Origin of the sequence: Roseibium album, from assembly GCF_001404515.1 — a bacterium.
In the GTDB taxonomy this organism is placed as follows: Bacteria; Pseudomonadota; Alphaproteobacteria; order Rhizobiales; family Stappiaceae; genus Roseibium; species Roseibium album.
This window is the reverse complement of record NZ_CXWE01000004.1, coordinates 337,782-364,224: the sequence shown is the minus strand read 5'-3', so window position 1 is coordinate 364,224 and position 26,443 is coordinate 337,782. Positions and strand designations below refer to the sequence as shown.

Annotated in this window: 27 protein-coding genes; 13 read left to right on the top strand and 14 right to left on the bottom strand. The window is 55.6% G+C overall.

Going from position 1 to position 26,443, the window contains the following annotated elements; genetic code table 11:
- Positions 1-83 precede the first annotated feature (83 nt).
- Both LA5095_RS15005 and scpA read left to right on the top strand, forming a co-directional pair.
- Complete coding sequence (locus tag LA5095_RS15005; protein ID WP_055116262.1) at positions 84-2,078, top strand: methylmalonyl-CoA mutase family protein; 1,995 nt, start codon at positions 84-86, stop codon at positions 2,076-2,078.
- The gene (scpA, locus tag LA5095_RS15000) at positions 2,075-4,240 is read left to right on the top strand and encodes a methylmalonyl-CoA mutase (protein ID WP_055116260.1); all 2,166 of its coding nucleotides are present in this window, start codon (positions 2,075-2,077) and stop codon (positions 4,238-4,240) included. Before LA5095_RS15005 ends, scpA begins: the two co-directional genes overlap by 4 nt.
- Positions 4,241-4,293: 53 nt before the next feature.
- Here the strand turns inward: scpA and LA5095_RS14995 are convergent, their stop codons facing one another.
- From LA5095_RS14995 to LA5095_RS14985, 3 genes are read right to left on the bottom strand one after another with little or no spacing between them, the layout of a single operon-like run.
- Positions 4,294-4,506, bottom strand: coding sequence for a helix-turn-helix domain-containing protein (locus LA5095_RS14995; RefSeq protein ID WP_029061548.1), 213 nt, complete (start codon positions 4,504-4,506; stop codon positions 4,294-4,296).
- Positions 4,507-4,529: 23 nt separating this feature from the next.
- Positions 4,530-5,111 (bottom strand): DUF2975 domain-containing protein, encoded by a 582-nt coding sequence (locus LA5095_RS14990; protein WP_144436000.1) that lies wholly within the window; start codon positions 5,109-5,111, stop codon positions 4,530-4,532.
- Between the two features lie 22 nt (positions 5,112-5,133).
- On the bottom strand, positions 5,134-5,715 hold the full coding sequence (locus LA5095_RS14985) for a DUF2975 domain-containing protein (protein WP_055116910.1): 582 nt from the start codon (positions 5,713-5,715) through the stop codon (positions 5,134-5,136).
- 303 nt (positions 5,716-6,018) lie between these two features.
- Here LA5095_RS14985 and LA5095_RS14980 point away from each other — a divergent pair, with 303 nt between their 5' ends.
- Positions 6,019-6,636: an outer membrane protein gene (locus LA5095_RS14980; RefSeq protein WP_208992703.1), complete on the top strand. Its 618-nt coding sequence runs from the start codon at positions 6,019-6,021 to the stop codon at positions 6,634-6,636.
- Positions 6,637-6,995: 359 nt separating this feature from the next.
- Here LA5095_RS14980 and LA5095_RS14975 read toward each other — a convergent pair whose 3' ends face one another.
- Together LA5095_RS14975 and LA5095_RS14970 are read right to left on the bottom strand one after the other, a co-directional pair.
- Positions 6,996-7,658, bottom strand: coding sequence for a haloacid dehalogenase type II (locus LA5095_RS14975; RefSeq protein ID WP_055116907.1), 663 nt, complete (start codon positions 7,656-7,658; stop codon positions 6,996-6,998).
- A gap of 102 nt (positions 7,659-7,760) precedes the next feature.
- A complete protein-coding gene (locus LA5095_RS14970) occupies positions 7,761-8,195 on the bottom strand; it encodes a VOC family protein (protein ID WP_055116905.1) in 435 nt (144 codons plus the stop codon).
- A 319-nt stretch (positions 8,196-8,514) separates the two neighbouring features.
- Between LA5095_RS14970 and LA5095_RS14965 the strand changes: the two genes are divergently transcribed.
- Positions 8,515-9,372 carry a branched-chain amino acid aminotransferase gene (locus LA5095_RS14965; protein WP_055116254.1) on the top strand — a complete coding sequence of 286 codons (858 nt, stop codon included), beginning with the start codon at positions 8,515-8,517 and terminating at the stop codon, positions 9,370-9,372.
- Between the two features lie 11 nt (positions 9,373-9,383).
- Here LA5095_RS14965 and LA5095_RS14960 read toward each other — a convergent pair whose 3' ends face one another.
- Positions 9,384-10,493 (bottom strand): YbfB/YjiJ family MFS transporter, encoded by a 1,110-nt coding sequence (locus LA5095_RS14960; RefSeq protein WP_144436022.1) that lies wholly within the window; start codon positions 10,491-10,493, stop codon positions 9,384-9,386.
- 479 nt (positions 10,494-10,972) lie between these two features.
- Positions 10,973-11,353: a DUF1761 domain-containing protein gene (locus LA5095_RS14955; protein WP_055116900.1), complete on the bottom strand. Its 381-nt coding sequence runs from the start codon at positions 11,351-11,353 to the stop codon at positions 10,973-10,975.
- A 324-nt stretch (positions 11,354-11,677) separates the two neighbouring features.
- On the opposite strand from LA5095_RS14955, the gene LA5095_RS14950 reads away from it, so the two are divergent.
- The 4 genes from LA5095_RS14950 to LA5095_RS14935 all read left to right on the top strand — a co-directional run bounded on the left by LA5095_RS14950 (position 11,678) and on the right by LA5095_RS14935 (position 14,432).
- Positions 11,678-12,280, top strand: coding sequence for a superoxide dismutase (locus LA5095_RS14950; RefSeq protein WP_055116253.1), 603 nt, complete (start codon positions 11,678-11,680; stop codon positions 12,278-12,280).
- A gap of 197 nt (positions 12,281-12,477) precedes the next feature.
- Positions 12,478-12,936, top strand: coding sequence for a c-type cytochrome (locus LA5095_RS14945; protein WP_055116251.1), 459 nt, complete (start codon positions 12,478-12,480; stop codon positions 12,934-12,936).
- Between the two features lie 46 nt (positions 12,937-12,982).
- The gene (locus LA5095_RS14940; protein ID WP_055116250.1) at positions 12,983-13,915 is read left to right on the top strand and encodes a cytochrome c; all 933 of its coding nucleotides are present in this window, start codon (positions 12,983-12,985) and stop codon (positions 13,913-13,915) included.
- A gap of 31 nt (positions 13,916-13,946) precedes the next feature.
- A complete protein-coding gene (locus tag LA5095_RS14935) occupies positions 13,947-14,432 on the top strand; it encodes a GNAT family N-acetyltransferase (protein WP_055116248.1) in 486 nt (161 codons plus the stop codon).
- Positions 14,433-14,489: 57 nt separating this feature from the next.
- Here the strand turns inward: LA5095_RS14935 and LA5095_RS14930 are convergent, their stop codons facing one another.
- From LA5095_RS14930 to LA5095_RS14920, 3 genes are read right to left on the bottom strand one after another with little or no spacing between them, the layout of a single operon-like run.
- Complete coding sequence (locus LA5095_RS14930) at positions 14,490-14,864, bottom strand: RidA family protein (protein ID WP_055116246.1); 375 nt, start codon at positions 14,862-14,864, stop codon at positions 14,490-14,492.
- 15 nt (positions 14,865-14,879) lie between these two features.
- Positions 14,880-15,098, bottom strand: a complete 219-nt coding sequence (locus LA5095_RS14925) for a DUF2798 domain-containing protein (RefSeq protein ID WP_055116245.1) — start codon at positions 15,096-15,098, stop codon at positions 14,880-14,882.
- 7 nt (positions 15,099-15,105) lie between these two features.
- Positions 15,106-15,417, bottom strand: a complete 312-nt coding sequence (locus LA5095_RS14920; RefSeq protein ID WP_055116243.1) for a putative quinol monooxygenase — start codon at positions 15,415-15,417, stop codon at positions 15,106-15,108.
- Between the two features lie 97 nt (positions 15,418-15,514).
- On the opposite strand from LA5095_RS14920, the gene LA5095_RS14915 reads away from it, so the two are divergent.
- On the top strand, positions 15,515-16,420 hold the full coding sequence (locus tag LA5095_RS14915) for a LysR family transcriptional regulator (protein ID WP_055116240.1): 906 nt from the start codon (positions 15,515-15,517) through the stop codon (positions 16,418-16,420).
- A 7-nt stretch (positions 16,421-16,427) separates the two neighbouring features.
- Here LA5095_RS14915 and LA5095_RS14910 read toward each other — a convergent pair whose 3' ends face one another.
- From LA5095_RS14910 to LA5095_RS14895, 4 genes are all read right to left on the bottom strand, one after another.
- Positions 16,428-16,814, bottom strand: coding sequence for a hypothetical protein (locus tag LA5095_RS14910; protein ID WP_144435999.1), 387 nt, complete (start codon positions 16,812-16,814; stop codon positions 16,428-16,430).
- A 194-nt stretch (positions 16,815-17,008) separates the two neighbouring features.
- Entirely contained in the window at positions 17,009-18,061 is a 1,053-nt protein-coding gene (locus LA5095_RS14905) for a hypothetical protein (RefSeq protein WP_055116236.1), read from the bottom strand.
- Positions 18,062-18,355: 294 nt separating this feature from the next.
- Positions 18,356-19,948, bottom strand: a complete 1,593-nt coding sequence (locus LA5095_RS14900; protein ID WP_055116235.1) for an ABC transporter substrate-binding protein — start codon at positions 19,946-19,948, stop codon at positions 18,356-18,358.
- 129 nt (positions 19,949-20,077) lie between these two features.
- Positions 20,078-22,162 (bottom strand): S9 family peptidase, encoded by a 2,085-nt coding sequence (locus LA5095_RS14895; RefSeq protein ID WP_055116233.1) that lies wholly within the window; start codon positions 22,160-22,162, stop codon positions 20,078-20,080.
- A 156-nt stretch (positions 22,163-22,318) separates the two neighbouring features.
- Here LA5095_RS14895 and LA5095_RS14890 point away from each other — a divergent pair, with 156 nt between their 5' ends.
- The 4 genes from LA5095_RS14890 to LA5095_RS14870 all read left to right on the top strand — a co-directional run bounded on the left by LA5095_RS14890 (position 22,319) and on the right by LA5095_RS14870 (position 26,435).
- Entirely contained in the window at positions 22,319-23,035 is a 717-nt protein-coding gene (locus tag LA5095_RS14890; protein WP_055116231.1) for a phytochelatin synthase family protein, read from the top strand.
- 219 nt (positions 23,036-23,254) lie between these two features.
- The gene (locus tag LA5095_RS14880) at positions 23,255-24,205 is read left to right on the top strand and encodes a hypothetical protein (protein WP_055116227.1); all 951 of its coding nucleotides are present in this window, start codon (positions 23,255-23,257) and stop codon (positions 24,203-24,205) included.
- 233 nt (positions 24,206-24,438) lie between these two features.
- Positions 24,439-24,774, top strand: a complete 336-nt coding sequence (locus tag LA5095_RS14875; RefSeq protein ID WP_055116225.1) for an STAS domain-containing protein — start codon at positions 24,439-24,441, stop codon at positions 24,772-24,774.
- Entirely contained in the window at positions 24,774-26,435 is a 1,662-nt protein-coding gene (locus LA5095_RS14870) for a Na/Pi cotransporter family protein (protein ID WP_055116223.1), read from the top strand. The genes LA5095_RS14875 and LA5095_RS14870 overlap by 1 nt, the downstream gene beginning before the upstream one ends.
- The last annotated feature ends 8 nt before the right edge of the window (positions 26,436-26,443 follow it).

Here is a 26,443-nt window from a genome sequence, read left to right as displayed (position 1 = left end):
CGATTTTCAGACCTAACCCTTTATGCTGAGTTGCCAAGCTTCCCGGGCGAGGACTAAAACTTGGCTCAAGGGAGACTATTGCAATGACGCTGAGTTTTACCGGACCGGATAGCTTCTACTCTGTCGACGAAGAGACGTGGTGGGCGTCCGTGGACAAGGCCTTGAAGGGCATGCCGAGACAGAAGCTTTTTGCTTCAACCGACGATGATCTCGAAATTGCGCCACTTTACGCGCGCCGCAGTGATACGCCTGTGCGCGATCTGCGGTCCGGTGCAGGAAACTGGACGGTCACTCAACGCGTGGATCTTCCGGATCCTGACAAGGCCAACAAACAGATCCTGGAAGACCTTGAAGGAGGGGCGGACGGCATCGAGCTGGTTTTGGCTCGTGCAAATGCCGGTGGTGGTATCCGGGCATCAGATTTGAAGGATCTGGACAAGCTGCTCGGAGGTGTGCAGCTTGACCTGATCCGAACCAGGGTCAACGCCGGGCAGGGGAGTTGTGACGCAATTGCCCTCTTGTCCGCTTACATCGAAAAAACCGGCACCGATCCGGCATCCGTGGAGATTTCGTCGGCATTCGACCCGTTCACATCGGGTGCTCGTGATCTGTCGGCTTCCTTTGACGCCGATGCCGCGTTGCTGCAGACGGCTGACCTCGCCAACGCGGCTTCCAAACTCGAGAGCCGCCTTCGGTCGCTGAATTCAGACGGTCAGGCCTGGCACAATGCAGGAGCAACTCCGGCGCAGGAGCTCGGCCTCGTTCTGGCTTCGGCAACTGCGCAGCTGAGGTTGCTGGAGCAGACAACGGTCCCGCCGGAGCGTTGGTCGGATCAAATGTCCCTGACGCTGGTCGCAGATGCGGATCAGTTCGGGACAATTGCGAAGGCACGCGCCATCCGGGCGCTCTGGTCGTGTGTTCTGGACGGGGCAGGGCTACCGCAAACGGCTGTGCAGCTGCACATGTCGAGTTCCTATAGAATGCTCACGGCACGCGATCCCTGGGTGAACCTTCTCAGAAACACCGTAGCCACCTTTGCCGCCGGAATAGGTGGCGCTGACAGTGTTTGCGTGTTGCCGCACACGCTGGCTGTTGGTCTGCCGGACGGTCTCGCACGGCGGCTTGCCCGGAACACACAGGCAATTCTTCTGGAAGAAAGCAATCTTGCGAAAGTCATCGACCCGGCAGCAGGCTCAGGCGCGATCGAGGACAGGACGGAAAAACTGTGTGCGGCAGCTTGGGGGTTCTTTCAGGAAATCGAAGCAAGCGGTGGACTTGCCGAGGCGTTGCATCAAGGACTTGTGCAGAAGCGAATAGCTTCATCAAAATCCGTATTGAGCAGAAACGTTGCGCGCAGAAAACGTCCCATCACCGGTGTGAGCGAATTTCCCAGCCTTTCCGAAGCTCCCGTGCCTGTTCTTGAAGATGTTTCTGTCCACCACTGCGAAAAGAATGTTGCGTCCTTGTCCGAACTGCCGGAGGCCGGCACCGGTGCGCGAACGCTTGCTCTTAAAGCGGCAGCCCTGGCGGGCCTGTCCTTGCCCGGTTTGCTGGATCAGTCCGACCTTGAAACGTCAGGGCCCGGCGAAGTGCGTCTGGCCGAGCCGTTCGAGCAACTCCGGCTGGTAGCAGACCGATTTGAAGACAAGACCTCCAAAGCACCTGTCGTTTTCCTGGCAAGCCTCGGTGCGCTTGCGCAATTCACCGCCAGGGCGACATGGACGGCAAATGCTTTTGCTGCCGGTGGAATATCAACGGTCGCACCGGCAGAATACGCGTCTCAAGATGACATGATCGCCGCATTCAAGGACAGCGGCGCTTCCCTGGCCTGCCTTGTCTCATCTGACGGTATTTACGAAACCGAAGCGGGGCCGGCAGCGATGGCCCTTAAGGGCGCCGGTGCAAATCATGTTTATCTGGCCGGTCGTCCAGGGGAACGCGAATCTGAACTGAAGAATGCCGGAGTTGATGCATTTCTATTTGCAGGTTGCGACCTTCTTGAGCTGCTGAAGGACGCACACGCCCGGCTGGCCGGGGCTGCTGGCGTCGAAAACTCAGATCTGGAGGTTCGATCATGAGCAGGATCCCGAACTACTCGGAAAAGCCGTTCCAGAATGTCCTGGGGGAAGCCGACGCACAGTCGAAAGACAGTTGGCTGACACCCGAAGATATCCAGGTACCTCCGGTCTACCGCGCCGGGGATCTGGACGGGCTCACCCATCTCGATACCTGGCCCGGATTGCCGCCGTTCCTGCGCGGACCCTATCCGACCATGTATGTCCAGCAGCCATGGACCGTCCGTCAGTATGCGGGGTTCTCGACGGCCGAGGATTCCAACGCCTTCTACCGGCGCAATCTCGCGGCGGGACAAAAGGGCCTCTCTGTTGCCTTCGACCTGGCCACGCACCGTGGTTACGACAGTGATCACCCGCGTGTTGCCGGCGATGTCGGCATGGCCGGAGTGGCAATCGATTCAATCTACGACATGCGCACGCTCTTTTCCGGTATTCCGCTGGACAAGATGAGCGTGTCGATGACCATGAATGGCGCGGTTCTGCCTGTTCTGGCGCTTTATATCGTGGCTGCGGAAGAACAGGGTGTCGCGCAAAAGGACCTGTCCGGAACGATCCAGAACGACATTCTGAAGGAGTTCATGGTCCGCAACACCTATATCTACCCGCCGCAGCACTCGATGCGGATCATTTCCGACATCTTCAAGTTCACGTCGCAGAACATGCCGCGGTTCAATTCCATCTCGATTTCCGGCTATCACATGCAGGAAGCTGGCGCGACTGCCGATCTGGAGCTCGCCTACACCATCGCCGACGGCATCGAGTATGCCCGTGCCGGGGTCGCGGCCGGTATGGATATCGACCAGTTCGCACCGCGCCTGTCGTTCTTCTGGGCAATCGGCATGAATTTCTTCATGGAAGTAGCCAAGCTGCGCGCGGCACGGCTGATCTGGGCTACGCTCATGCAGGAGAACTTCCAGCCGAAGAATCCCAAGTCCCTGTCCCTTCGAACCCATTCCCAGACCTCCGGCTGGTCGTTGACCGCGCAGGACGTTTTCAACAATGTCATCAGGACCTGCATCGAGGCGATGGCAGCGACCCAGGGGCACACGCAATCCCTGCATACCAACGCACTCGATGAGGCGCTGGCCCTGCCGACCGACTTTTCCGCCCGGATTGCCCGCAATACCCAGCTGTTCCTGCAACAGGAAAGCGGCACTACCCAGGTCATCGATCCGTGGGGCGGGTCATACTACGTCGAAAAACTGACGTCGGACCTGGCTGAAAAGGCCATGTCCCATATCCGCGAAGTCGAGGAACTCGGCGGTATGGCCAAGGCCATAGAGAAAGGCATTCCCAAACTCAGGATCGAGGAGGCGGCTGCCAAGACCCAGGCGCGAATTGACAGCGGCAACCAGACTGTTGTCGGTGTCAACAAATACAAGCCGGAGAGCGAAGAGGCGATCGACGTCCTGAAGGTCGACAACGCCCAGGTACGTGCCGCGCAGATCGACAAGCTGAACCGTTTGAGGCAAGAGCGAAACGAGAGCGAAACACAGGCCGCGCTGGACGCCCTGACAAATTGCGCCCAGACTGGAGACGGGAATCTCCTGGACCTGTCGGTCAAGGCGGCGCGCGCCATGGCGACTGTCGGCGAGATCTCGCTTGCCATGGAAAAGGTATTCGACCGGCACAAGGCAGAAATCAAGTCGATTGCCGGGGTTTACAAACGAGAGGCGGGAGCCATGTCCGGCACAATGGAGAAGGTTCAGAAGCTGGTCGAGGGGTTTGAAGACAACGACGGCCGTCGACCGCGAATTCTTGTTGCCAAGATGGGTCAGGACGGTCATGACCGGGGCCAGAAGGTGATCGCGTCAGCCTTTGCCGATCTCGGCTTCGACGTCGATATCGGCCCACTGTTCCAGACACCGGAAGAGGCTGCCCGTCAGGCGGTCGAAAACGATGTTCACGTGGTCGGCGTTTCCTCATTGGCCGCAGGGCACCTGACCCTTGTTCCGGCGCTGAAGAAAGCACTTGCTGACGAGGGACGGGAGGACATCATGATTGTCGTCGGCGGCGTCGTTCCACCGCAGGACTACGACGAGCTCTACCGGTCAGGTGCTTCGGCGATCTTTCCGCCGGGAACGGTCATCGCCGAGGCAGCCGTCGGTCTGATCGGCAAGTTGAACGCGCAGTTGGGATATGGGCCGGCGGAGGCGGCAGAGTAATTCGGCCTGATGAAATTCGCATTTTGAAACAGTGATGCGTCCTTGGGCTGTCTTCAGGTTTCCGGTTTCTCATAGATCAGGATATCGCCCGGCTGGCAGTCCAGCACTTCGCAAATCTTTTCGAGCGTGTCGAACCGGACACCCTTGACCTTGCCGGATTTCAAAAGGGAGACATTCTGCTCTGTGATACCGATGCGTTCCGCGAGTTCCTTGGACCGCATTTTCCGGCGGGCGAGCATGACATCCAATTCGATAATGATGGGCATGATGGGTTCCCGGTGCACCGTTGCTATATTATTTGTCTGTTTTCTTCTGCAAGCAGAGCGGCTTCGCTCATGATCCATCCGAACAGGAGCAGGAGAGCCCCGAGACTCATGCTAAATATTTCACCGCCATCAACAGTTACGTCAATAATCCTTTCGCCTGCCGGATAGTCCAGGGTGACAATAAGCGAAGCGAGCGGATCACTGGCAAATTCGAATAGTGCGCAACATATCAGCCATGTTCCAAGCGAAACCACAGTTTTGAGCGACCTTGCTGAGAAGAACTCCAAGGCCTGAAACTGCAAACAAAGACTACGCAGGGTCCAAAGTGCACCGAACGACAAGGTGAACATGCACAGGGCCAAAATCGTCAGGGCACTGCGCTGGACGAGAGAAAGGTCAGCAAAGGCGCGTTCCGAGTCTCCGATCGATATTGTTTGTTCGCCGGTGAGCGCGGCCACCTGGGGAAACAGCACGGAAAGCACAAGCAGTGCCGTGAGGATAATCAATACCGGAACACAGGCTGAAACGGCCCATTTCATGAGCCGGGCACCAAGCTGAATGCGCTGAAGGCGCCTGGATCTGGTTGATGTCACATGGTGGATCATCTGATGGTTCTCCTGCATCGCATCAGACAAATTGGCGGTTTTCATCCGCAATAAGCGCCGCTTCACGCAGTATCCAGCCAAACAGGAGCATGAGCGCTCCAAAAATGAAACAGAAGATTTCTGCGCCATCCAGAGTGACTTCCACCGAACGTTCGCCAGGCGGCAAATCATAGGTCACAATTACCGAACCAATCGGATCGCTGATCAGATCGAAAGCTGCGAACACGATCAGCCAGACGCCAATCGATATGACATTGGCCAGCGTTTTCGGCGAAAAGAATTCCATCATCTGGAAACGCTTGAAGACCTGCCTGATGTTCCAGATTGACAATGCAAGCAGCGAGAGCGCGATGCAGAACAGCACTGCGACACCGATCCGCTGAATATGCGGAATTTCATCAATCGGCCGCTCAATATCCGCAACGTCGATCGTCTCTTCCGGGGAAATCAGAAGATCAAACGGCACGATGATTTCGACGAGAACGAGCCCGCCGAACAGCACCATGAAGGCAAGGATCACCGTTACGGTCCATTTCATGAATGCCGACAATCTTCGGATTCTCGTCAGTCGCTTTTCACGCTCTGCCCATTCAAGGTCGCTCATTGATCGCTCCGATTGGTATTCCAGCACGACGTGTCTATAGCGCCAGTCACTGAAATGCAAATATTTTGATATTGCTATTGACAAAAAAATTAATGCAGACATTTTTAAAATTATCGTTTTACAATAATAAATGAATGTTGTAACTCGAGCGAAAGTTCAAAAACTCAAGTGAGATCAACAATGGTAAGTTCTTTTGCTAATTATGATATTTTCTCTTCTCCCCGATCCGGGCGCGCCAAGGTCTTGAGGAGGTTGCGGTGCCATTGGCTCCTTGAACCGGCAATACTCTGCGCTGTTTTGGCCGTGTTGGTTTCCGGGGCGCAGGCTGCCGACCTGGGGGACTACCAGGAACCTGGGTTCGAACCGCCAGCAGCGCCAAGCTCGATCTGGACAGGCCCCTATCTGGGTTTCGAGACCGGGGCTTCCCAAACGGTTACCGACGTCACGGCTGGCGGAAAATCCAAGGATCTTTCGCGGGTCGATGCAGCATTTGGCCTGTTCGGCGGCTACAACTGGCAAGTCTCCCGCATCGTACTGGGCGTCGAAGGCGGTGCCACCTATCTCGGCGGGCGGGAAAAGGGAACCCATCCAACACTGGGAACCGTTGAAACCGGTGCGAAATGGACTGCAAGCGCCAAGGCCAGGGCGGGTATTCCGCTCGGCAACTTCATGCCATATCTGAGCGCCGGTCTGGCTGCCACCGAACACAGCCTCAAGGCGAACGGCAAGGAACGGACTTCCGTCTCGGTCGGACCGGTCATCGGGGGTGGGTTGGAGGTTGCCTTCAGGGACAACTGGCGTCTGCGTGCCGATTACACGCTGACGGGTATCATCGACGACAAGGCGAACTACGGCGGCACAAGTGTTGAAAGAGCGTCGGGCAACCAACGCTTCATGATCGGCGTTTCAAGGGCATTCTAGCTATTCCGGATTGGAATGGAACGACATTGCCTCGGCTGCACTTCCGGACAGGGAAAGGCAGCCGTTTTTCCTTTCAAGACACTGCGACCCGGCTGTTAGCCGTACACCAGGATTGGTATCCGGTTGATCAGGTCGTGGCACAGCTTGCTGCGCGCAAGTCCGGCGACGTGCAATGCCGGGAAGGGCAGGGTGGACGTTAAAAAATGGTCATCGATACATCGGCTTCACCCGACCGCTCAGAAAGAATAGTGCCTTTCCCAGGCACGGTGCCTCGAAGTCTGGATGCGCGTTGGCAAGGTCGGGAACACCACACCAGAGCCCCGGATCGTCAGGATTATCGAGACCGAAAGAAAAAACCGTCAACCCAGAGCGGCAAGGCCCGTCAGGTCGGCAAGCACGGCTTTCGGTGCAAGGTCCGCATATTCGTCAGGCATACCCATCCTGTTCATCCAGACGGTACGGAAGCCAAACGCGGTTGCTCCTGCAATGTCCCAACGGTTCGAGGACTGAAATGAAACTTCTTCCGGATAAATTCGGAATTGAGTGGTGACCATTTCATAGACCTGCGGGTCGGTCTTGAAGGTCCTGAGATCGTCTACTGAAAAGATCTCGTCAAACAAATCCGTCAGTCCGGCAGCCTTTGCGGCAGCTTCCAGCATTGCGGGTGAACCGTTGGAGAGGATTGCGATCTTTGCGCCTGTTGCCTTCAGGTCCGTCAGGACCTGTGGCACTTCGGGATAGCAATCAAGTTCCCAATAGGCGTTCAGGAGATCGTCGCGCAGGGATTTGTCAGCGGAAGGGACAAGGGCGAATGCCGTATCCAGGCCCTGCTGGGTTAGTTCCCAGAAGTCCTTGTATTGACCCATCAGGGCGCGAACCCAAGAGTATTCAAGCTGTTTTTCACGCCAGATTGAAGAAAATCGCTGCGCATCGGGACCCAGCTTTGCCGCATGCTTGCGAACCGCAGCATGGACATCAAACAGGGTGCCGTAAGCATCAAACACGAACGCGGCATGCGCCATGACGGGAATTCCTTCGTCGGGGTTTCGGGACTGCGGAAGAAAACCGTGCAGCCACCGAAACGTCAAGCGCCGAGGGGTGCGACAAAAGTCGTATCTTTCGGACTATTGTGCCGGAGGCAAGGTAACGGCGCCGTCCGCTTCGATTTTCCAGAAGGGATTGTGAGCGATTTCAAGCAGGTGTCCGCCAGGAACCCCAACGTAGGACGAGTACCCGCCCCAGAAAGCCTTCTCCGGATGCTTGACCGGGTCTGCGCCCGCAGATACGGCCTTTTGAAAGATGGCATCCACTTCCTGTTCGGACCGTGCATTCCAGGCGAGCGTGATTGCTCCGGTCGTGTCTTTCGTGACATCTCGCCCGATTTCCTTTTCCAGCGCTTCACGGCTGTAGAGTGCGAACACGCCGCCAATTACCTGGAAAAAGACGACATCGGGCGACGGTGCGGCATTGACTTTCCAGCCAAGCCCTTCCTCGAAGAAACGACGAGCCTGAGCCACGTCGGGTACGGCAAGGGTTGTCATTGAAATGCGCTGTTCCATCGTTCGGTCCTCACTCATGAAAGGAACATATAGTGAACAAAATTGATTTCCTGTCAATTCCATTTCGCCTTGCGTCGAGCAGGCCGGCTGAAGTGTGACGCCCGGGAACGTTTCAAACAAACACGATGAGGCATTTTTTTTGGTGACAAGATTTTTTCAAATTCTGAAACAAGTCGAACAGAATTATCCCTGTCACCGTCAGATACCGAAAGAAAGGCGGCAACTTTCTCATTCCATCGGGTAAGCTGTTGACCTGGGCTGGTCACCGGTGTTGTGTCTTCGGCTGAAATGCCGATCCAAATACGCAAAGGGAAAAGCAATGAGCGGATTGAGTGATACGTGGACCTGGATCGATGGCACCTGGCACGAGGGCAATCCGCCGATCATGGGACCACGTACGCATGCGTCCTGGCTTGGCTCGAGTGTTTTTGACGGCGGACGTTTTTTTGAAGGAGTTATGCCGGACATCGATCTTCATTGTCAGCGTGTGAACGATTCTGCCGTCGCGCTGGGGATGAAACCCACCATGAAGGTCGGGGAAATGATCGAGCTGACGCGAGAGGGTTGCGCAAGGTTCGGCACCGATCAGCATATTTATGTCAAGCCCATGTACTGGGTCGAGGCCGATGGCCACGGGGTCATTACCGGCGACCCGGAAAGCACCCGGTTCTGCCTCTGCCTTTTCGATGCTCCGATGGCGCCGAAAGATGCGGCCATGAGCATTACCTTGTCGCCCTTCCGCCGCCCGACAATGGAATGCATGCCGGTGAATGCCAAGGCAGGTTGCCTTTATCCGAACAATGCAAGGGCGATGCTGGAGGCCAAGGGGCGCGGTTTCGACAATGCGGTCGTGCGCGACATGTTGGGGAACGTTGCCGAACTGACGTCCGCCAATGTCTTTCTGGCCAAGGACGGCAAGGTTCACACTCCTGCGCCCAACGGTACGTTTCTGGACGGCATCACGCGGCAGCGCATCATTCAGCTGCTGCGCTCATCCGGCTACGAGGTGTTCGAGCGCACAATGCATTATGACGAGTTTCTGGACGCGGACGAAATATTCTCGACCGGTAACTACAGCAAGGTAACTCCGGTAAAACGCATCGAGCAACGTGATCTGCAACCTGGCCCAGTAGCAGCGAAGGCCCGCGAACTCTACTGGGACTTTTCCCACGCCTGAGAACGTCCGCGCTACTCGCGAACAACGAGGGCCGCGGCTACCAGCAGCGCTGCCGCGGCGACGAGCGAGGGGGCCTCGAATGACCCTGTCACGGCATGAAGTTTGCCGGCCAGCCATGGCCCGATGACCTGACCAAGGCCGAATGCAGCCGTCAATATTGCGAGCATCTGACGTTCGGCGGCCGGGCCACCGGAGCTTGCCTGTCTGCGACCTTCAATGAGGCCGAGAGCTGTTATTCCCATGAATGTTCCGCCAAGCAGCGCGGATCCCAGGAGAAACAGAAACGGTTCAGCGCTGACAACGGTCAGGGCGACGCCACATGATTCCAGGACACATGCCAGCGCAAAGGCCTTTCGGCCTCCGGTTCTTGCCGAAACCTTGTTCCAGAACAGGATCGAAGGCGCGGCGAAGAGGCCGACAGTGAGCCAGACAAACGGTTCGCTCGACTGAAGGGCCGGTTCCGAGCGTGCAATAGCGGAAACGAATGTCGCGGTGATCACATAACCGAAACCGAACAAGCCGTAGGCGGCGATGAGCCGCAACAGACTGCTTGTCAGAAAGTTTGTCCTTGTTTCCGCTTTGCGAGTATCGATTTGGGTGGATGAACTTCTGTCGGTGGGGGCAGGGACGAGACGTGCAGCTGCTGCAAAGAAAAGGAGCGTTGCAATTCCGCTGGCAATCCAGAGCAGCCTCCAGTCCGCGGAGTAGGAGGCTACACCTGCAACAAGTATCGCGGAAAACGCGATGCCGCAGCCAACTCCGGCAAAGTGAAGAGCGGACAAGTCCCCGCGTCCCGCCGCGTTCAATCGCTCCAGGATGAGTGTCGTTGAAAACACGAGAACAAAGGCACTTGCAATGCCGCTGACGAAGCGGAGGACCAGAAAAGCGGCAAGCGCGGTGGTCAAGGCCATTGCAAGGCTTGTCAACGCGCTGACCAGAAGGCCACCCAGAAACCAGTGTCTTGGATTGCCTGGCAATGATCTTGCCGCACCCGCAAGAGCACCTGTGAGGTAGCCGAGAAAATTGGCGGATGCAATCAGGCCGGCATCGTCAGCTGGCAGTTGCAGTCCATCCTGCATAAAAGGAAGGATCGGTGTGTAGACAAAACGCCCGATTCCCATTGCTGCAGCCAGCGAAAGCAAGCCACCAAAAGCGAGGGGTACAAATGAACGGTCTGGTCTCGACATTTGGTCACTGGAAATCATTGGTGGAAAGGTGAAACGGACGGGGCCTGCAGACCGGGCCGCAGACATGCAATGATGCTACAGATACGGGAGCAGATAGACAAACACCGCTAAGACCAACTGATCAAGTTTCCGCAACATTCATCCAATCAAAGGTGTCGCCTCCGACGGAACGAGACTTTTGGCCTGGACAGGTTTGGATTGTTTCTGTCTTTGAGCCTCTCACCGTCCGGACCTGCAGCTCACAAACAATTCTTGTCAAAAGCGAATTGAAAGCAGTTCATTGTGATCGAGATCTCGGGAAGGCAGCGCGAAGACGGTAAAACGGCACCTGGCCGAGACCGGTGACAACGCGCAAACCTTGAATTCAATGTGACCGGTATTGTTGTTCCAATGAAAAACAAACAAGCCGGAACTCAGAATATGCCCTGTGCAACGATCATCAGAATTCCAGCACCGACAATGTAGCCGGCATCGATGGCCAAGGCAGGCGTCGACTTCCGGCAAAACGCACCGTTTGAAACGGTCAGCAGCGCGGCAGCCAGAATGGCCAGGATTGCGGTGATGAGGGCGTCAATTGTCGCAGTGACACCGACCACGATGGCCAGCAGCAAAAGCCCCAGTATCTGCAGCAGCATTGCGCCCATTGGCGGTCTGCTGTCCGACTTGAGTTCAACACCGGAGCCTTCGGCCCACACCCTGGCAAACAGCAGGGGTGAATATACGAGCCAGCCGAACAAAAACGCCGCTATCGTGCCGACCACAACTGCGATCCAATTCACATTGTCAAATTCCATACTCGCCTCCCGCTCAGGACAGTGCCATCTGACCGGTCGAACGATCCAGTCGCCTGTGAAGTAACGCGCACACATTCATTCAACCGTATGGGTGAATTATCAGCTTGCCGCTTAACAGTCAACTAATTGGTTTAGTTTGTGGTCCAAACGACCGTGCCTGGAGGCATGAATCCTTGACGTGACAAAAAAATAAGGAAAAAATTGTTTTATTTTCGAATTCCGAACTTGCCGATCTGGCTGGGGAATCCTATTTTGCGGCACGAAGCGGCTCGAAGGACCTCGTGTCCGGTCCGCCGGTCCCCGACTAAACCTGAGGAGTTTGTCATGTCTTTCGAATTGCCTGACCTGCCGTATGCATATGATGCCCTGGCACCTTACATGTCTTCTGAAACCCTGGAGTTTCACCACGACAAGCACCATCAGGCCTATGTCACAAAGGGCAACGAACTGCTCGCAGGCAGCGGACTTGAAGGCAAGTCTCTTGAGGAGATTGTCAAAGCAAGCTTCGGCAGCAATGCTCCGCTCTTCAACAACGCCGGGCAGCACTACAACCACATCCATTTCTGGAAATGGATGAAAAAGAATGGCGGCGGCACATCCTTGCCGGGTGCAATCGCTTCGGCAATCGACAGCGACCTTGGCGGATACGACAAGTTCCGGGCCGATTTCATCGCGGCCGGAATGGGCCAGTTCGGTTCAGGCTGGGCATGGCTCGCTGTCAAGGATGGCAAACTGGCAATCATGAAGACACCGAACGGCGAGAACCCGCTTGTTCATGGTGCAGTACCGGTTCTCGGCTGTGATGTGTGGGAGCATTCCTATTACATCGACTACAGGAACGCCCGCCCGAAATACCTGGAAGCGTTCGTCGACAACATGGTGAACTGGGACTATGTCCTGGAGCTTTATGAAGCTGCGACCAAGTAAGCCGGTCCTCTCATCATGAGTTGAAACCCCGGTCCCGTCAGGGCCGGGGTTTTTCGTTTCCAGGGGACTTCAGGCACACATTGTTACAATTTACAGGCGACATCACGGGAGCGTGATTTTATTCCGGAGCAATTCTTGGCTGTACTCCAACTCCTGCGCACCGTATCGGCGGTGTTTTGATCGAGAGGGAGAGGATCATGCGCATCGTAAGGAATGTTGCGGCCATTTTCATGTTGGCCGGTTTGGGATTTACAGGGTCTGTTCAGGCTGCTGATGATCCAATCGCAACGCGGCAAGCCATCATGTCATCTGTCGGCGCGGCAGCCGGCCTTGGTGGCGGCATGATGAAAGGCGAAGTCACGTTTTCGCCGGTTGCGGGGAAAGCCGCAATTGCCACAATGAACGCCGCTGCTGCGTCTTTCGGCGACTTTTTCCCTGAAGGATCGGACCAGGGTGATACCGGCGCGTTGCCGGCCATCTGGGAAAACGCCGATGGCTTTGCTGCCGAACTTGCAAAATTCTCGGCTGCTGCCGGCAAGGCGATGGAAGCATCCGGCAAGGACGGTCCGGCGGATCTTGACGCGTTCAAGGCGGCGATGGGCCCCGTGTTCGGCACTTGCAAATCGTGCCACGAGACTTACCGTAAGAAGAACTGACCGGCGCATTACCGATATGCCGGTTTAGGCGGTTCCGGAGAGGTCCATGAAAAAGGCATTGATAGTCCTTGTGCTGCTCGCTGTCATTGCAGCGGGTGCCGGATGGAGCCTCTCCGCACCTACGCGGATGACCGAACAGCAGGCGGCCGCGCTGAAGACAGGTGACCCGGTGAAGGGGGAACTCGTATTCTGGGCTGGCGGTTGCGCTTCGTGTCATGCGGCAAAGGATGCAAAGGGCGAAGATCTCCTCAATCTTGGTGGCGGATTGCGGCTGGAAACTCCATTCGGTGTCTTCGTTGCACCGAACATCTCCCCCAGTGAGGCCGATGGCATCGGTGCCTGGTCCTTGACGGATTTCGCCAATGCCATGACACACGGAACATCGCCGGATGGGGCAAACTATTACCCGGCGTTTCCCTATTCGTCATATGCGCGGATGTCGGTCGAAGACCTTGGCGACCTTTACGCGTTTTTCAAGACGCTGCCCTCGGTCGAGGGCAAGGCCCCGGGGCATGAACTCGGGTTCCCGTTCAACATTCGCCGCGGTCTTGGTCTCTGGAAACGCCTCTTTCTGAATCCGGAGCCTGTGATAGCTGCACCGGTTTCCGGCAACGAGGTTGATCAGGTGCTGTGGGACAGGGGGCGATATCTGGTGGAAGGTCCGGGACACTGCGGGGAGTGCCACACAGCACGTGATATTGCCGGCGGGCTGATTCTCTCGCATTGGCTCGGCGGTGCACCGGCACCGACAGGTGAAGGCCGGATACCCGACATTACACCTGTTGAAGGCAAGTTCGGCAGTTGGAGCGCGGCGGACATTGCTTACTATCTGGAGAGCGGGTTCACGCCGGAATATGATTCCGTTGGCGGGGAGATGGTCAAGGTTCAGGAAAACATGGCCCGGCTTCCTGCAAGTGACCGGGAAGCGATTGCGGCTTATCTCAAGGCGATTCCAGTCGTCGCTCCCACAGCAAATTGACAGCTGAATTGTCCCGGATTATCGAGGTCCGATGACATTCGATAATAGCGTCACCATCACATCTGTCGAAACGGGTCCAGACCTTGAGGCTGTAAAGGTCCTGTTCCGGGCCTATGTCGACTGGCTGGACATCGACCTGTCCTATCAGGGTTTCGAAGAAGAGCTTGCGGGGATGCCGGGCAAGTATGCACCGCCGAAGGGCGCGCTCTTTGTCGCGAAGGACTCTGGGGGCAATGTCTTGGGATGCGTCGGTCTAAGAGCCTTCGATGAAGATGGCAGATGCGAGATGAAGCGGCTTTACGTTTTGCCGGCCGGTCGCGGCAAGGGTGTCGGCGCAACTCTCGTTTCCCAAATTCTGGAAACCGCGGTTGAAGCCGGCTATCGCGAGATGCTGCTCGATACGCTGCCGACGATGACCGGTGCGATAAAGCTCTACAAAGCTGCCGGCTTCGAGGAAATACCCGCCTATTACAAGACGCCGATCCGCGAGACTGTGTTCTTTCGAAAAGCCCTCTAGGGTCTGAAAGGCTTGCGACTGGCGGCTGCTGTCAACGACAGGACGCCGTTGGCTACCTCACAGTCCGAAGATGGCTTCCATTTCGACACGCAAATCCGGAGAAAACAGGCCTGCGACCATCACCAGCGAACTGGCAGGCACGTTTTTGCCATATGCTTCCGTTAGGGCATGGCGAATGCCGGGAATGTCGGATGGATCGGTAACAAACACGGTGACCTTGACAAGGTCCGAGAGTGTTTTGCCGTACTGCCCTGCGAGAAAACTCAGCTGCGAAAGAGTTGCGTGCGTCTGCTCCTCTGCCGATGCTGCCTGAGCCTGCGTTCCAAACGCGGTGAAACCAGACGTGAAGATTGTGTTTTCATGACGAACCGCGTGTGTATAGGGACCGACGGGCATTCCCAGGTCTTCGAAGTTTTGGCGTGAAATGGTCATTGATGCTCCAAGGTATCAGGGTAGGTACTTTGCGAAGATGCCGGTAATTTTCTGAACGACCGGGCTGAGAAAGAAGGCGGCAATGGCTGCGGCCGGCCACGCCAGACGAAATGCCTCCATCCATTGACCCAGGAAGGCGTCGCTCCAGCCAAGATTGAGAAAAGTCACCCAGCAGGACATCACGAAAGACAGGCCGAACGACATGAAAAAAGTGGAAATCAGCCTGTGTTTCATGGCTGTCTCAGCTTGAAATCGCACCTGAGGTCTCGCCGATTTCGGTGAGTTCCTCGATATAGTTCACCTCGGTCAGGTCCTGCGCGAGATAGGCTTTCGTGTGATCAGCCTCGAAATGATCGGCAAGCGCCTGTTTGTCCGTCCAGCATTCCCAGAGCGTGAACTTTCCAGGCTCCTTTAGGTTCTGGCGAATTTCAAAAAAAATGCATCCGGGTTCACTCCGGGTCTGTTCCGTCAGGAGGCGAAGGCCTTGTTCTGCCTTGTCGAGATTCGCACCGTCCTTGAGTTCGATTCCGGCGCTGATGAAATATCCAGGCATTGATCTCTCCTTGCTTGTGGGATCATGGGAGATCTATTGATTTCTATTTCCTCAATCTATATCAAAAAAAGAGAGTTTAAATTCCGAAAATGAAATCATGCTGGACGATATCTCACTGTTTGTTCACATTGCCCAGTGCCGGAGCCTTTCGGCTGCAGCAGGCAGGCTGAACGTTCCGGCTGCCACGGTCACCCGGCGGTTGAAGCGGCTTGAAGAAACGCTTGGTGTCAGGCTGGTGCACCGATCAGCCCGAAAGTTTACCCTGACATCGGAAGGCGAAGCCTATTACCGGTCGCTTGCCGAGCTGATGTTTCAGGCTGAAAACACGCTGGAAGGCCTGAATGCGGATCTGCACAAAATTCGCGGGCCCTTGCGTGTCGCCGCACCGACGAATGCCTCCATAGGCATATTGTCACCGATGTGGTCGGATTTCGTGAAACAACATCCCGAAATCAGGCTTTCTCTCGGCCTGAGCAACGATAACCGGGATCTCAGGGAGGACCGGTTCGATCTGGCGCTTCGTTTCGGCGCGCAATCGGATCCGGCACTTTACCAGAAGCGGATCGGCAGCGTTGCCACCATGATGGTGGCCGCGCCGAAGTATCTGACGGAAAATGGAGAGCCGAAGGAGCTGGACGATTTACGCCACCACAAGCTGATCTGGGTCTCATCGCTTCCGCACTGGCAGCTAAGGAATACCGGAACGGCCTCGGAGGAAACGATTTACCTCAACGCGGATATAGCCGTTGACGACATAACGTTGGCACGACAATTCGTTGCCGATGGTCACGGGATTGCGCTATTGCCGGTCACCGAAACGTCTTCCGCAATCGATGCCGGTCGTCTCCGGATCGTGCTGCCAAAATGGACCGGACAGTTGCGCAATGCCTATCTGGTCTGGCCGACCGGACGATTGTTGAGTGCGCGCGCAAAATGCCTTTGCGATCACATCGAAGCTTTCATGGCCGCACGCAAGGTGCTGCAGGGCGGCGTTCCGCTCTGAAAACGCCCTAGGCTGTATGGGGGTTGCACCTGATGAAGCGTGGAACATCGATATAGGACCGCATGACCGAGAGCCAGGCCTGACACTCCTGTTGTGTTTTGAAGCAGCCGGCCTGAGAGATCTGGTATCGATTGCTGAAATCGTAAACGACGCCACTTGCAATTCCCTTCCAGCCGGTCCCGGAAAAGTTGCGGCAGTCGTACTGGGTATTCTGCGTATAGGGCAGGTTCTGCCGGGTCTTGTTGAATGTCGGTGCAAACAGGAGATCGGAAGGGGTCTGAAACTGCTGTTGGCAGGCTGCAAGGCCGATGGCTGCGACGGCGACAAGGAAACTCCGGCACGTTGCCTTGAACCTGCGGGAAACTTGCGTGCGCGTGCGGAATTGGCGATCCATCGAATGCTCCAGCGAATGTTTCTCTTTTGGGCGCATGGCGCATCAAGAGACTGTTTTGCAATGCAAATCACTTGAGCGGAAGAGCGCGGCAAAATCAAGACACGAACAGCGGAACCTCCTCCGTTCGGGCAGACGGAGGAGGCATTTTCCGGTTTCGTTGAGATCGATCGTTTTCGAGAGGCTGACGGCCCTCATCAGGAAAACGGGTCGACATTTGGCAGGTTGAAATCGAACGGGTCGTTCAGGCCCTGGTCCGCGTCGTCCCAGGCCTGGTATTGTCCCTCTTCCCGGAGTTTCAGGAGAACGGCCTCAATCTGGTCGTTTACGGAACCGAACGCATCCCACGCATCGCCCATGTTTGCGGCGAAACGGGCGATTTCGTCGTTGAAGCCCTGCGGCAGCTGGTCGAAACTGATCTGATCGAGATCGGAGAACAGGAACATCGTTTCGTCTTCGAACAGGAACTCGCGACCAATTCCGTTCATGTCGATGATTTCACCTTCGAACATGACCGAAATCGTCATTTCGTAAAATCCGAAATCATTTCTCTGAATATCGATCATGTATTCGAACGCCATGGAGAATTCTTCGATTCCGTAGTCGTGAGCTTGTCCCGCGACCTCGAGCATCTGTTCGTATCCGAAGGACGTCAGAAGCGGATTGCCGTCCGCGTCGAACGCCTCTGTCTGGATCGAAGTGAAGACCTCGGCGTTCAATTCGACATGCAGTTCCCTGAACTGGTTGTCGTAAAAGCTGCCCTCGAACCGGTAGGCGAGGCCACTCTGGTATTCGACCGCGACCTCTTGTCCGTTGAAGGTCATGGTCTTGATCTCGGTCGTGCGCTCCTCGCTCAGCGCCATGATATCGAGCCTCCCGGCATCCGACCGGAACGTATAGCCCTCCAGGTCGAGCGCGAAATTCACCTGCTGATGGCCGGTGCCACCGGCAGATTCAACCGCGGATCCGATAGAGCCCTGTGGCCCCTCGATTAGATCCCCGCTTGGAAGATTGTCCTTGCCCTCCAGGTCATAGGGGTCAAGGTCCAGGAAAGGCGGTTCGTATGCCGATGGTCCGTTTTTCGAATTCGCCGATGGTGCATTCTGTGTTCCCGGTTCATTGACCGGAGCGCCTGGCGGACCGCTTTTTGTCACATCCACGGCGTTTGCCGCCAGGTCGATGAGTTTTTGATCCAGCAGTTCGTCAAAATTGGTGAAGTTCGTATTCGTAAATCTGGTATGTGTATTCATAATGGCTCCTCTCCGAAAATATATGACGTTATGCGGGTTTTATTTGAAATAAACCCGCTAATCGAAAATTGGTGGGAGAAAAACTGTCTTCAACTAAAATTTTTTTCATTAAAAAACAGAAATAATTCGGTTTTCACATTAATTGAAGGTGAGGTGTGTTTTGAAATATTAGAAAAAATTCCGCTGATTTTTTTTGGTTACCGGAATACTTGAGCGGATTCTTGACGGTTGAAGTCAAAAGGAAAAAGCCGGCGTCCAGGACGCCGGCCTCAGGAATTCGACAGGTTTGATAGATCAGTTGACGTTGATCCAACGCAGCATCAGAAAATTGTCGGCACGCTGGGTCAGGTCGACATTGGACTTCGAACCCCAAAGAAGCGGCTGGATATGGAGCGGAACGTAGACCACGTCGTCGCGGATGATCTTTGCCACTTCATCCAGCATGGCCTGACGTTTATCAGCGTCAATTTCCTTCTGTATCTGAGGAAGAAGTTCATCGACGCGGGCGTTTGAATACTGCCCGAAATTCCAGCTGCCGAGCTTTTTCTCGTCATTCTTGGTGGTAACAAGAAAGCGGACCGGGTGTTCGGCATCGAACGTGCCAGGGGACCAGCCAAGCAGGTACATGTCGAAGTTCCCCGCACGCAGTTCGGGCCAGTAGCTGCGTACCGGCATTGCGTTTAGATCCGCCTTCATACCGGCTTGTGTCAGCATGGCGGCCATTGCCTTGCAAAGTGCCTCATCGTTGATATAGCGGTCATTCGGACACTTCAGCCCGAAGGAAAATCCATCCGGATATCCCGCTTCCGCCAGAAGTGCCCTGGCGCCGTCGGGATCATAGCCGATGCGGTCGGTCGCCGCATCGCTGTGGCCTTTCATCTGAGGGCTGACAAGCTGAGTCGCAACTTCGGCGTTGCCGCGCATGATCTTGTCGACCAGGGCTTCGGCGTTGATCGCCTTCTGCACGGCTTCGCGAACCTTCACGTCCTGGAAGGGGTTCTTGTCCGTGGTCTCGTCAGAATATTTGAGGGCGTCGTGATTGTGACCGAAACCGAGCACGATTACCCGGGCCTCGATGCCCTGGTGCAAGGTCAGTCCGTCCTGGTTTTCGATGCGACCGACATCCTGGACCGGCACCGGATTGATCAGGTCGACCTGGCCGCTCAACAGACCGGCGACTGCTGTTGCCGGATTGGCAATCGGCAGGAAGGTCGCCTTGGTCAGATTATGCTCCGGTTCATCCCACCAGCCTTCAAACGGTTCCAGAACGGTCTGCACACCCGGTTCGCGTGACGCAAGCATGAAGGGGCCGGTACCGTTGGTATTCAGCGTCGCGTAGGTCTCCTCGTCCTTGGCCGGGCGAACTGCATTGTTTGCTTCCGCCCAACCCTTGTCGAGGATCATGAAGTTGGCGATGGAGTCGGGGAAAATCGGATTGGGTGCATGGGTAAGGAAATCGACCGTGTAGTCGTCAACGATCTTGACCTCCTTGACCGGCGCGAACCACGAACTTGTGTCGGCCGCTTCCGAAGACGCGCGCTCATAGGAAAAGAGAACGTCTTCCGCAGTCAGGTCCGAGCCGTCATGGAACTTGACACCTTCGCGCAAATGGAAACGCCAGCCGTCACCTCCAAGCGGCTCCCAGCTTTCCGCGAGAGATCCTTCGATCTGCATGTTCTTGTCACGGCGGACAAGGCCTTCGTAGACATTGTTCAGAAAGCCGAGGACCGGCGCGGAGTTGACCGCATGGGGATCCATGGTTTGCGGGTCGGTTGGAGAGGACCAGCGCAATTCGGCAGCGCTTGCAAGCGAGACAGTTGAGAGCAGGGCGGCGGCAAGTGTAATACTGGCAGCGTATGAAGAACCCCGGCGCAATGACTTGGTCATGACATCCCCTTTGCGTGTCGTTGTAACGTTATATTGAAAACAACCTAAGCTATTTCGCCGCAAAAGAAATACCGGACCTGATTGCAGGTCCGGTCCGGGTCTCAAAAAAATGTGATGCCTGAGGGGAGCCTAGGCCTTGCCGGTCACCATAAGTGCAAAGGCCTGAACCAACGCGACTTCCTTCAACCTGTCAAAGCGCCCGGAAGCGCCTCCGTGGCCAGCCTCCATGTTGGTTTTCAGCATCAAAAGGCTGTCGCCGGACTTGACGGCACGGAGCTTGGCGACCCATTTCGCCGGTTCCCAGTAGGTGACCCGAGGATCGGTGAGGCCTGCGACTGCCAGAATTGCGGGATAGTCCTTCGCGCCGACATTGTCATAAGGCGAATAGGACGCAATGTACTCGTATGCGGTCTTGTCCGTGATCGGATTGCCCCATTCCGGCCATTCAGGCGGCGTCAGGGGAAGAGTGTCGTCCAACATGGTTTCGAGCACGTCGACAAACGGCACTTCGGCAATGATGCCACCGAACTTATCAGGTGCCATGTTTGAAACTGCGCCCATCAGCATGCCGCCCGCGGAGCCACCCTGTGCCACAATGCGGTCGTGTACGGTGAATTTCTCCGCAACGAGATGATCTGCTGCCGCGATAAAGTCGGTAAAGGTGTTTTTCTTGGTCTCGCGTCTGCCGTCCTTGTACCAGCGGAAACCCTTGTCCTTGCCGCCGCGGATATGAGCGATCGCATAGACGAAACCGCGATCCACCAGGGACAGCGAATTTGTGTTGAAACTGGCCGGAATGGTGATGCCGTACGAGCCATAGCCGTAAAGCAGCAGCGGCGCTGATCCGTCGAGCTTCGTATCCTTGTGGTAAAGGATCGACACGGGCACCGTTTCGCCGTCGGCAGCCGGGGCCATGAGCCTACGCGTGACATAGTCGGACGCATCGTGGCCAGAGGGAACTTCCTGTTCCTTGCGAAGGAGGCGCTCACGGGTTTGCACGTCGTAATCGAAGGTCTGTGACGGTGTCGTCATGGACGAATAACTGAAGCGGATCACCGTTGTGTCGAATTCATAGCCGCCGCCGAGACCCAGAGAATAGGCCTCTTCATCAAACTCCACCGAATGCTCGATGTTGTCTGCCAGCCTGCGGATGACGATGCGCGGCAGACCGTCTTCGCGTTCCAGCCGCGTCATGAAGGTCTTGTAGACGCAGTGCGACAGGATCAGGCACCCGGGCTTGTGCTGGACGAGATCCGACCAGAATTCCCGACCCGGTGTTGCCTTGGGCGCGGTGACGATCTTGAAGTCTTCCGCGTCTCCCAGGTTGGTCAGGATGTAGAGCGTGTCACCGTGATCTTCGACCGAGTATTCAACACCGGTATCGCGCGGCGCAATCAAAACCGGAGGGAGCTCGGGCTGGTCGGCAGGGATCATCCAGACCTCGGAGGTCTCGTGATCATGGATGTCAATCAGGATCGTGTCGCCGGACTGGGTCTTGCCGACCCCCATGAAGAAACCTGCATCCTCTTCTTCGTGAACCAGCACATCGCCTGCAGGATCGGTTCCGATTTCGTGGCGGAAGAGTTTTGACGGTCTGTGGTTGTCGTCAAGCCGGACATAAAACACAAATCTGCCGTCGGTGGAAAACACACCACCGCCACCGGTGTCGGCGATGCTGTAGTCCAGATCCTTTCCAGATGCCACGTCGCGGATCTGGAGAGAGTAGTATTCCGAACCCTTGTCGTCATAGGCCCAGGCAAGCAACTTGTGGTCTGGAGACTGGCTAGCGCCGCCGATCCTGAAATACGCCTTTCCGTCTGCTTCCTTGTCGCCATGCAAAAGTATTGTTTCTTCACCGCCATCGCGCGGTGTGCGAAAGAAAATCGGTTGCTGACCGCCGGTTTCGAACTTCATGCCATAAGCGAATTTGCCGTCGGGGGCAGGGACGGAGCTGTCGTCTTCCTTGATCCGGCCCCGCATTTCGGCAAAGAGCCTTTCCTGAAGCTCCCTGGTCGGTTCCATGATGGCGTCCTGATAGGCGTTTTCCGCCTCCAGATAGGCACGGATATCGGGATCCAGTACGGAAGGATCGCGCATCACCTCCTGCCAATTGTCCGCACGCAGCCAACCATAGTCGTCCTGCCGGGAGATGCCGTGGGTCTGATGGGTTTGAGGGCGCGCCTGCGCGCGCGGGGGGAAAGCATCCTGTTTCATGGCAAAGGAGGTAGGATTTTTGGGTTTTGTTGGCAAGTGACATTGTGTTCAGAAATGTCGAAGATTTGCAGAGCGAGGCTTTCAGTTGGCGCGCTGATCCAGCTCCTGCTACGGTGAAACATTACCTTAGGTTAGTTGGTGACACAGGAGAGTTGCATGTACCGGATGGTCCTCAATGTCGCCGCCGCAGCGGTGACATGTTTTTCAGTTGCGCACGCAGAAACAATGCCCTTGTCAGAAAATCTGATCGGTCTCACCAGCCCGGAGGGACAAACACTTCTCCTGGGGTCGGAAGCGAGTAACGACTACTTCCCTCTAAGCATCCATTTCACGACACAGGATAATCCGGCTTATTGCGGGCCGGCTACGATTGCCATGGTGCTTAACGCGTTGAACGTACCGCGTCCGGCTTCCAAGATGACACTCGGGCTTGGCATGTTCGACCAGGAGAACATTTTCACACCAGCCGCCACCGCCGTGAAACCGGCTGCTTCGATCGTGAATCCACCATACGGGATGACGCTTGACGAGCTCGGCGGTGTTTTTGCCGCACATGATCTCGTCGTTGACGTGGTTCATGCGTCCGATTCCGATCTGGATACGTTTCGCAAGACCGCGGTCTCCCAGCTTCGGGACAATGACAAGTTCATTCTTGTGAATTACCTGCGAAAGTCCATCGGCCAGGAATCCGGCGGCCATATCTCGCCACTCGGCGCCTATGATGAAGACAGCGACCGTATCCTCATCCTGGACGTGTCACGGTACAAGTACCCTCCGGTCTGGGTCGAGGCAGCAACGCTGTTTGATGCAATGAATACGGTCGACGCCGACAATGACGGCAATACCCGGGGATATGTCAGCGTCGGTCACTGAACGGAGCAATCAGGGCTTCAACTTGATCGCCGGAAACATTGCTGTCGTTTGTTCGGGCTGCTGGAAATGCATGTGGTTTCCGATGCGTCGAGAGCCTTTTAGCACGCACATCAATGATGACGCGGAACGGTTTTTGGCTGGGCAGACGTTCGAATTTGCCGGCCGCCATCCCAAAGTCATGGGATACCTCCGAGCGCGGTATTTTGCCACTTTGGCGCGATGTTTACACCGCTCAAATACAAGATTCACGAAATCGCACCTGATCTGCAATTCTGGGGTTACGAAGGCGGAAATGTGTTGGCCGCAATCGCCGGTACCGGTGGTTTTTTTGCGTTTTACGAAGGGCTTCGCTCTGTAAGCGAAATCCCAGCCGACAATCTTTGGTCTACAGTTGCGACCGCCTTTTCCACCTATCCCGATATCATTGTGACCGCGGGTCTGGCGGTTATCGTTCTTCTGACGATATTCCTGGGAAGATTTTTGAGGGCTCCAGACAGTGGGCAGGCTAAAATCTGGATTGACAGAACGTCATCTCTGGCCGGGATCGGACTGGTTCTTGGTGCGCTCTATTTCGGAGCCAGCTGGATCACATTCACAGCGGTCAGTTTTGTTTCCGCGTCTGCATTATTACGATTGTGCCGCACCAGTCCGGTGTTTTTGAAACTCGGCGGACTGATGCTGGCAGCGGGCGGTTTCGGCCTTGCCGGCTATGGATTGAGCACCGTGCAAGACACCCAATCGGCGATGTTGCCGGGATTGACCGTGCTCACAGGTATTTACGTGTTTTTCGCGAGCCTCATGACGTATCAGGGCGGGATTTACGAATGCAATGCCATTCAGGAAGAGCTCGGAGGCGCGCCTTCTTCAAATGATCCCTTTCGGACGGACGGGCTGCTCGCGCGATTGCTGGTTTCCCGGCTGGATCGGCCGATCGGCGTTTTGGTAAAGCGCATCGCCCTGCCATCCGTATTTTGGGTGTCGAGAAATACCAAGTCGACGTCGCCATTTTTGACATCCATGTGGACACGGTTGCCGTGGAGGGTGTTGACCGGCATTGCCGCAGTTGCGACTGGTACGACGGTCGGCGTCCTATTCGGGGTCGCAAACATGCTTTGGGCGGTTGGCGATGTCGCAATCGGCTCTCTGGATTGGAAGCTAGCAGAGACCTGATACATTTGACGGGGTGACAAAATGTCTTGAAAATCTTACGCTGCGTGAAGCGGAGTGTCTGTGTGAGGCAGCATTCGCTGATTTGTGATCTTATTGCTTGTTCGAATACATTTTAAAACAACAAACTAAATCGCCTGTGATGACTGCATTTAAGTGATTGTCAGGCGAAATCTTAAAAAAAAATATGACGACCCTCCTAGTTCTTCATTCAATTTGTTTGGAGAAATATTTTCGTGAATATTGAAATCTATAAAGAAAACACTCTTTGCATTGTTCGTCCGACCGGACGCATTGATCTGGTTACTTTGGAAGACTTTGAAGCAACCCTTTTGGACCTGATGGAAACCTCTTCGACAAGCTTGCTGATCGATATGGGCAGAGTCACATTTCTTGCGGGTGCCGGACTGGGGGTTCTTCTTGCGATCGCGATGCGATTGCGCCGTCAAGCCGGCCAGTTGGGAGTGTTCGGTCTATCGGGACGGGTGCAGGAAGTATTCGAGTTGTCCGGATTTGTTTCCGTCCTCGATATTCATCCGGACGAAGTCAGCGCACGCGGAGAAGTCCGCTGATGTCGACCCAAGCGATGATCGCCGCGACCATGTTTGCGGGACTGGGTCTGTTTTTCTTCGCGATGCATTTTCTTTGCGTCAATCTCAAACGCCTGGCCGATCAGAAACTGAAACAGCGAATCGCAAGGCTGACGTCATCAGCTCCTGCGGGGCTCTCCGTCGGTGCAATCCTGATCGTCCTGACACAAAGCGGAACTGCTGCAGTGTTCCTGCTCGTCGGCCTGTTGCGTGCCGGCATGCTGACGTTGAAACAGGTTCAACCTGTCATCCTGGGTCTCAATTTGGGAGCCGGCCTGATCGTCCTGTTTCTGACGATGGATATTCGAATTGCCGTCCTGCTGCTGATCGGGGCCACCGGGGTTCTCTACGCTTTCGGCCCGCGGCACAAAGAACAGATCACAGGTGCTGCGATCGGTGTCGGCTTGCTGTTTCTCGGTCTGCAGATCATGCGGGATGCCGCTTCGCAGCTTGAAACACAGGCTTGGTTTGTTCATTTCGTTGAATCGATTGCCGGAGTGCCGCTGCTGGCATTTTTTGCCGGCATTGTTCTGACGCTGTTTGCGCAATCATCGATTGCCGTTTCGGCAGTCATGATTGTTTTCCTGCAATCCGGTCTTCTGAGTCTGCAGGACGGGATCATGTTTGTCTATGGCGCCAATGTCGGTGGCTCTATTTTGATGATGTTGTTGTCAATCAACTTGTCGGGCGTGCAAAGACAGGTGGCTCTTTACAAGTTCGGATTGAACATAGGTTCTGCGCTGATACTTGTGCCGCTGTTCTACCTGGAGACCATGACCGGATTGCCATTGGTCATTTTCCTTGTTTCAAGTCTGAGCGACAATCCGGGGACGCAGGCGGCTTTGGCATATGTCCTGTTCAACGTGTTGCCCGTGCCGGTTCTCTTGTTGCTGCTCAACCAGAGTGCCGATCTGCTCAGGAGGATCAGTCCGCAAACCCGGGTCGAAGTCGGCGCCATGCCAAAACACCTGGTTCCGCCGTTCCCTGAACCGGCATGCATTGCCCAACGGCTTGTCGAACTGGAGTTGATCCGGTTGCTTCAACTGATCGCCGACGGATTTGACTGCTTGCGTGTTGGACGAAAATCCGGAGATCTGCATGAAAACCTGGAGGCAACCGCAGCACTTCACAAGATTATCGAGGAAGCCGTCAACGATATCGCGGCAAGACGAACGCTTTTGCCTGAAGACCATGAGCGGATCGATATGCTGGTACGCATCCTCTATACGGTCGGGGCTATGCGCGACACCCTAAAGGACCTTGGGTCCGAAATTGCCTATCTGCGCAGGCAACGACCAGAGCTGACGTTTTCGGACTCCGCGATCGAGGGACTGGACGCCATACTCAGCGTGCTGATCTCGATCGCGCATGACCGGGATGCGGATACTCTTGAAATTCTTGCACGGTTGACCTCCAAAAGGGGCAACGGCATCAACGCGATCAAGGTCGCTTATCTTCAGGACGAAAATCTTCTGAAGATGCGGGACCGCGGCCGTTTGCTGAACGCGATGAATCTTTGTGAGCGATTGATCTGGCTATTTGGTGAGACGGGCAGGGCATATGGACGAGTGGGTCGCAGCCAGGTTGAAGTTCTCTCCTGCGTTTTCGAGACGCAGGCCGGACTCAAACGGCAGCGCGCATAGACACAGAC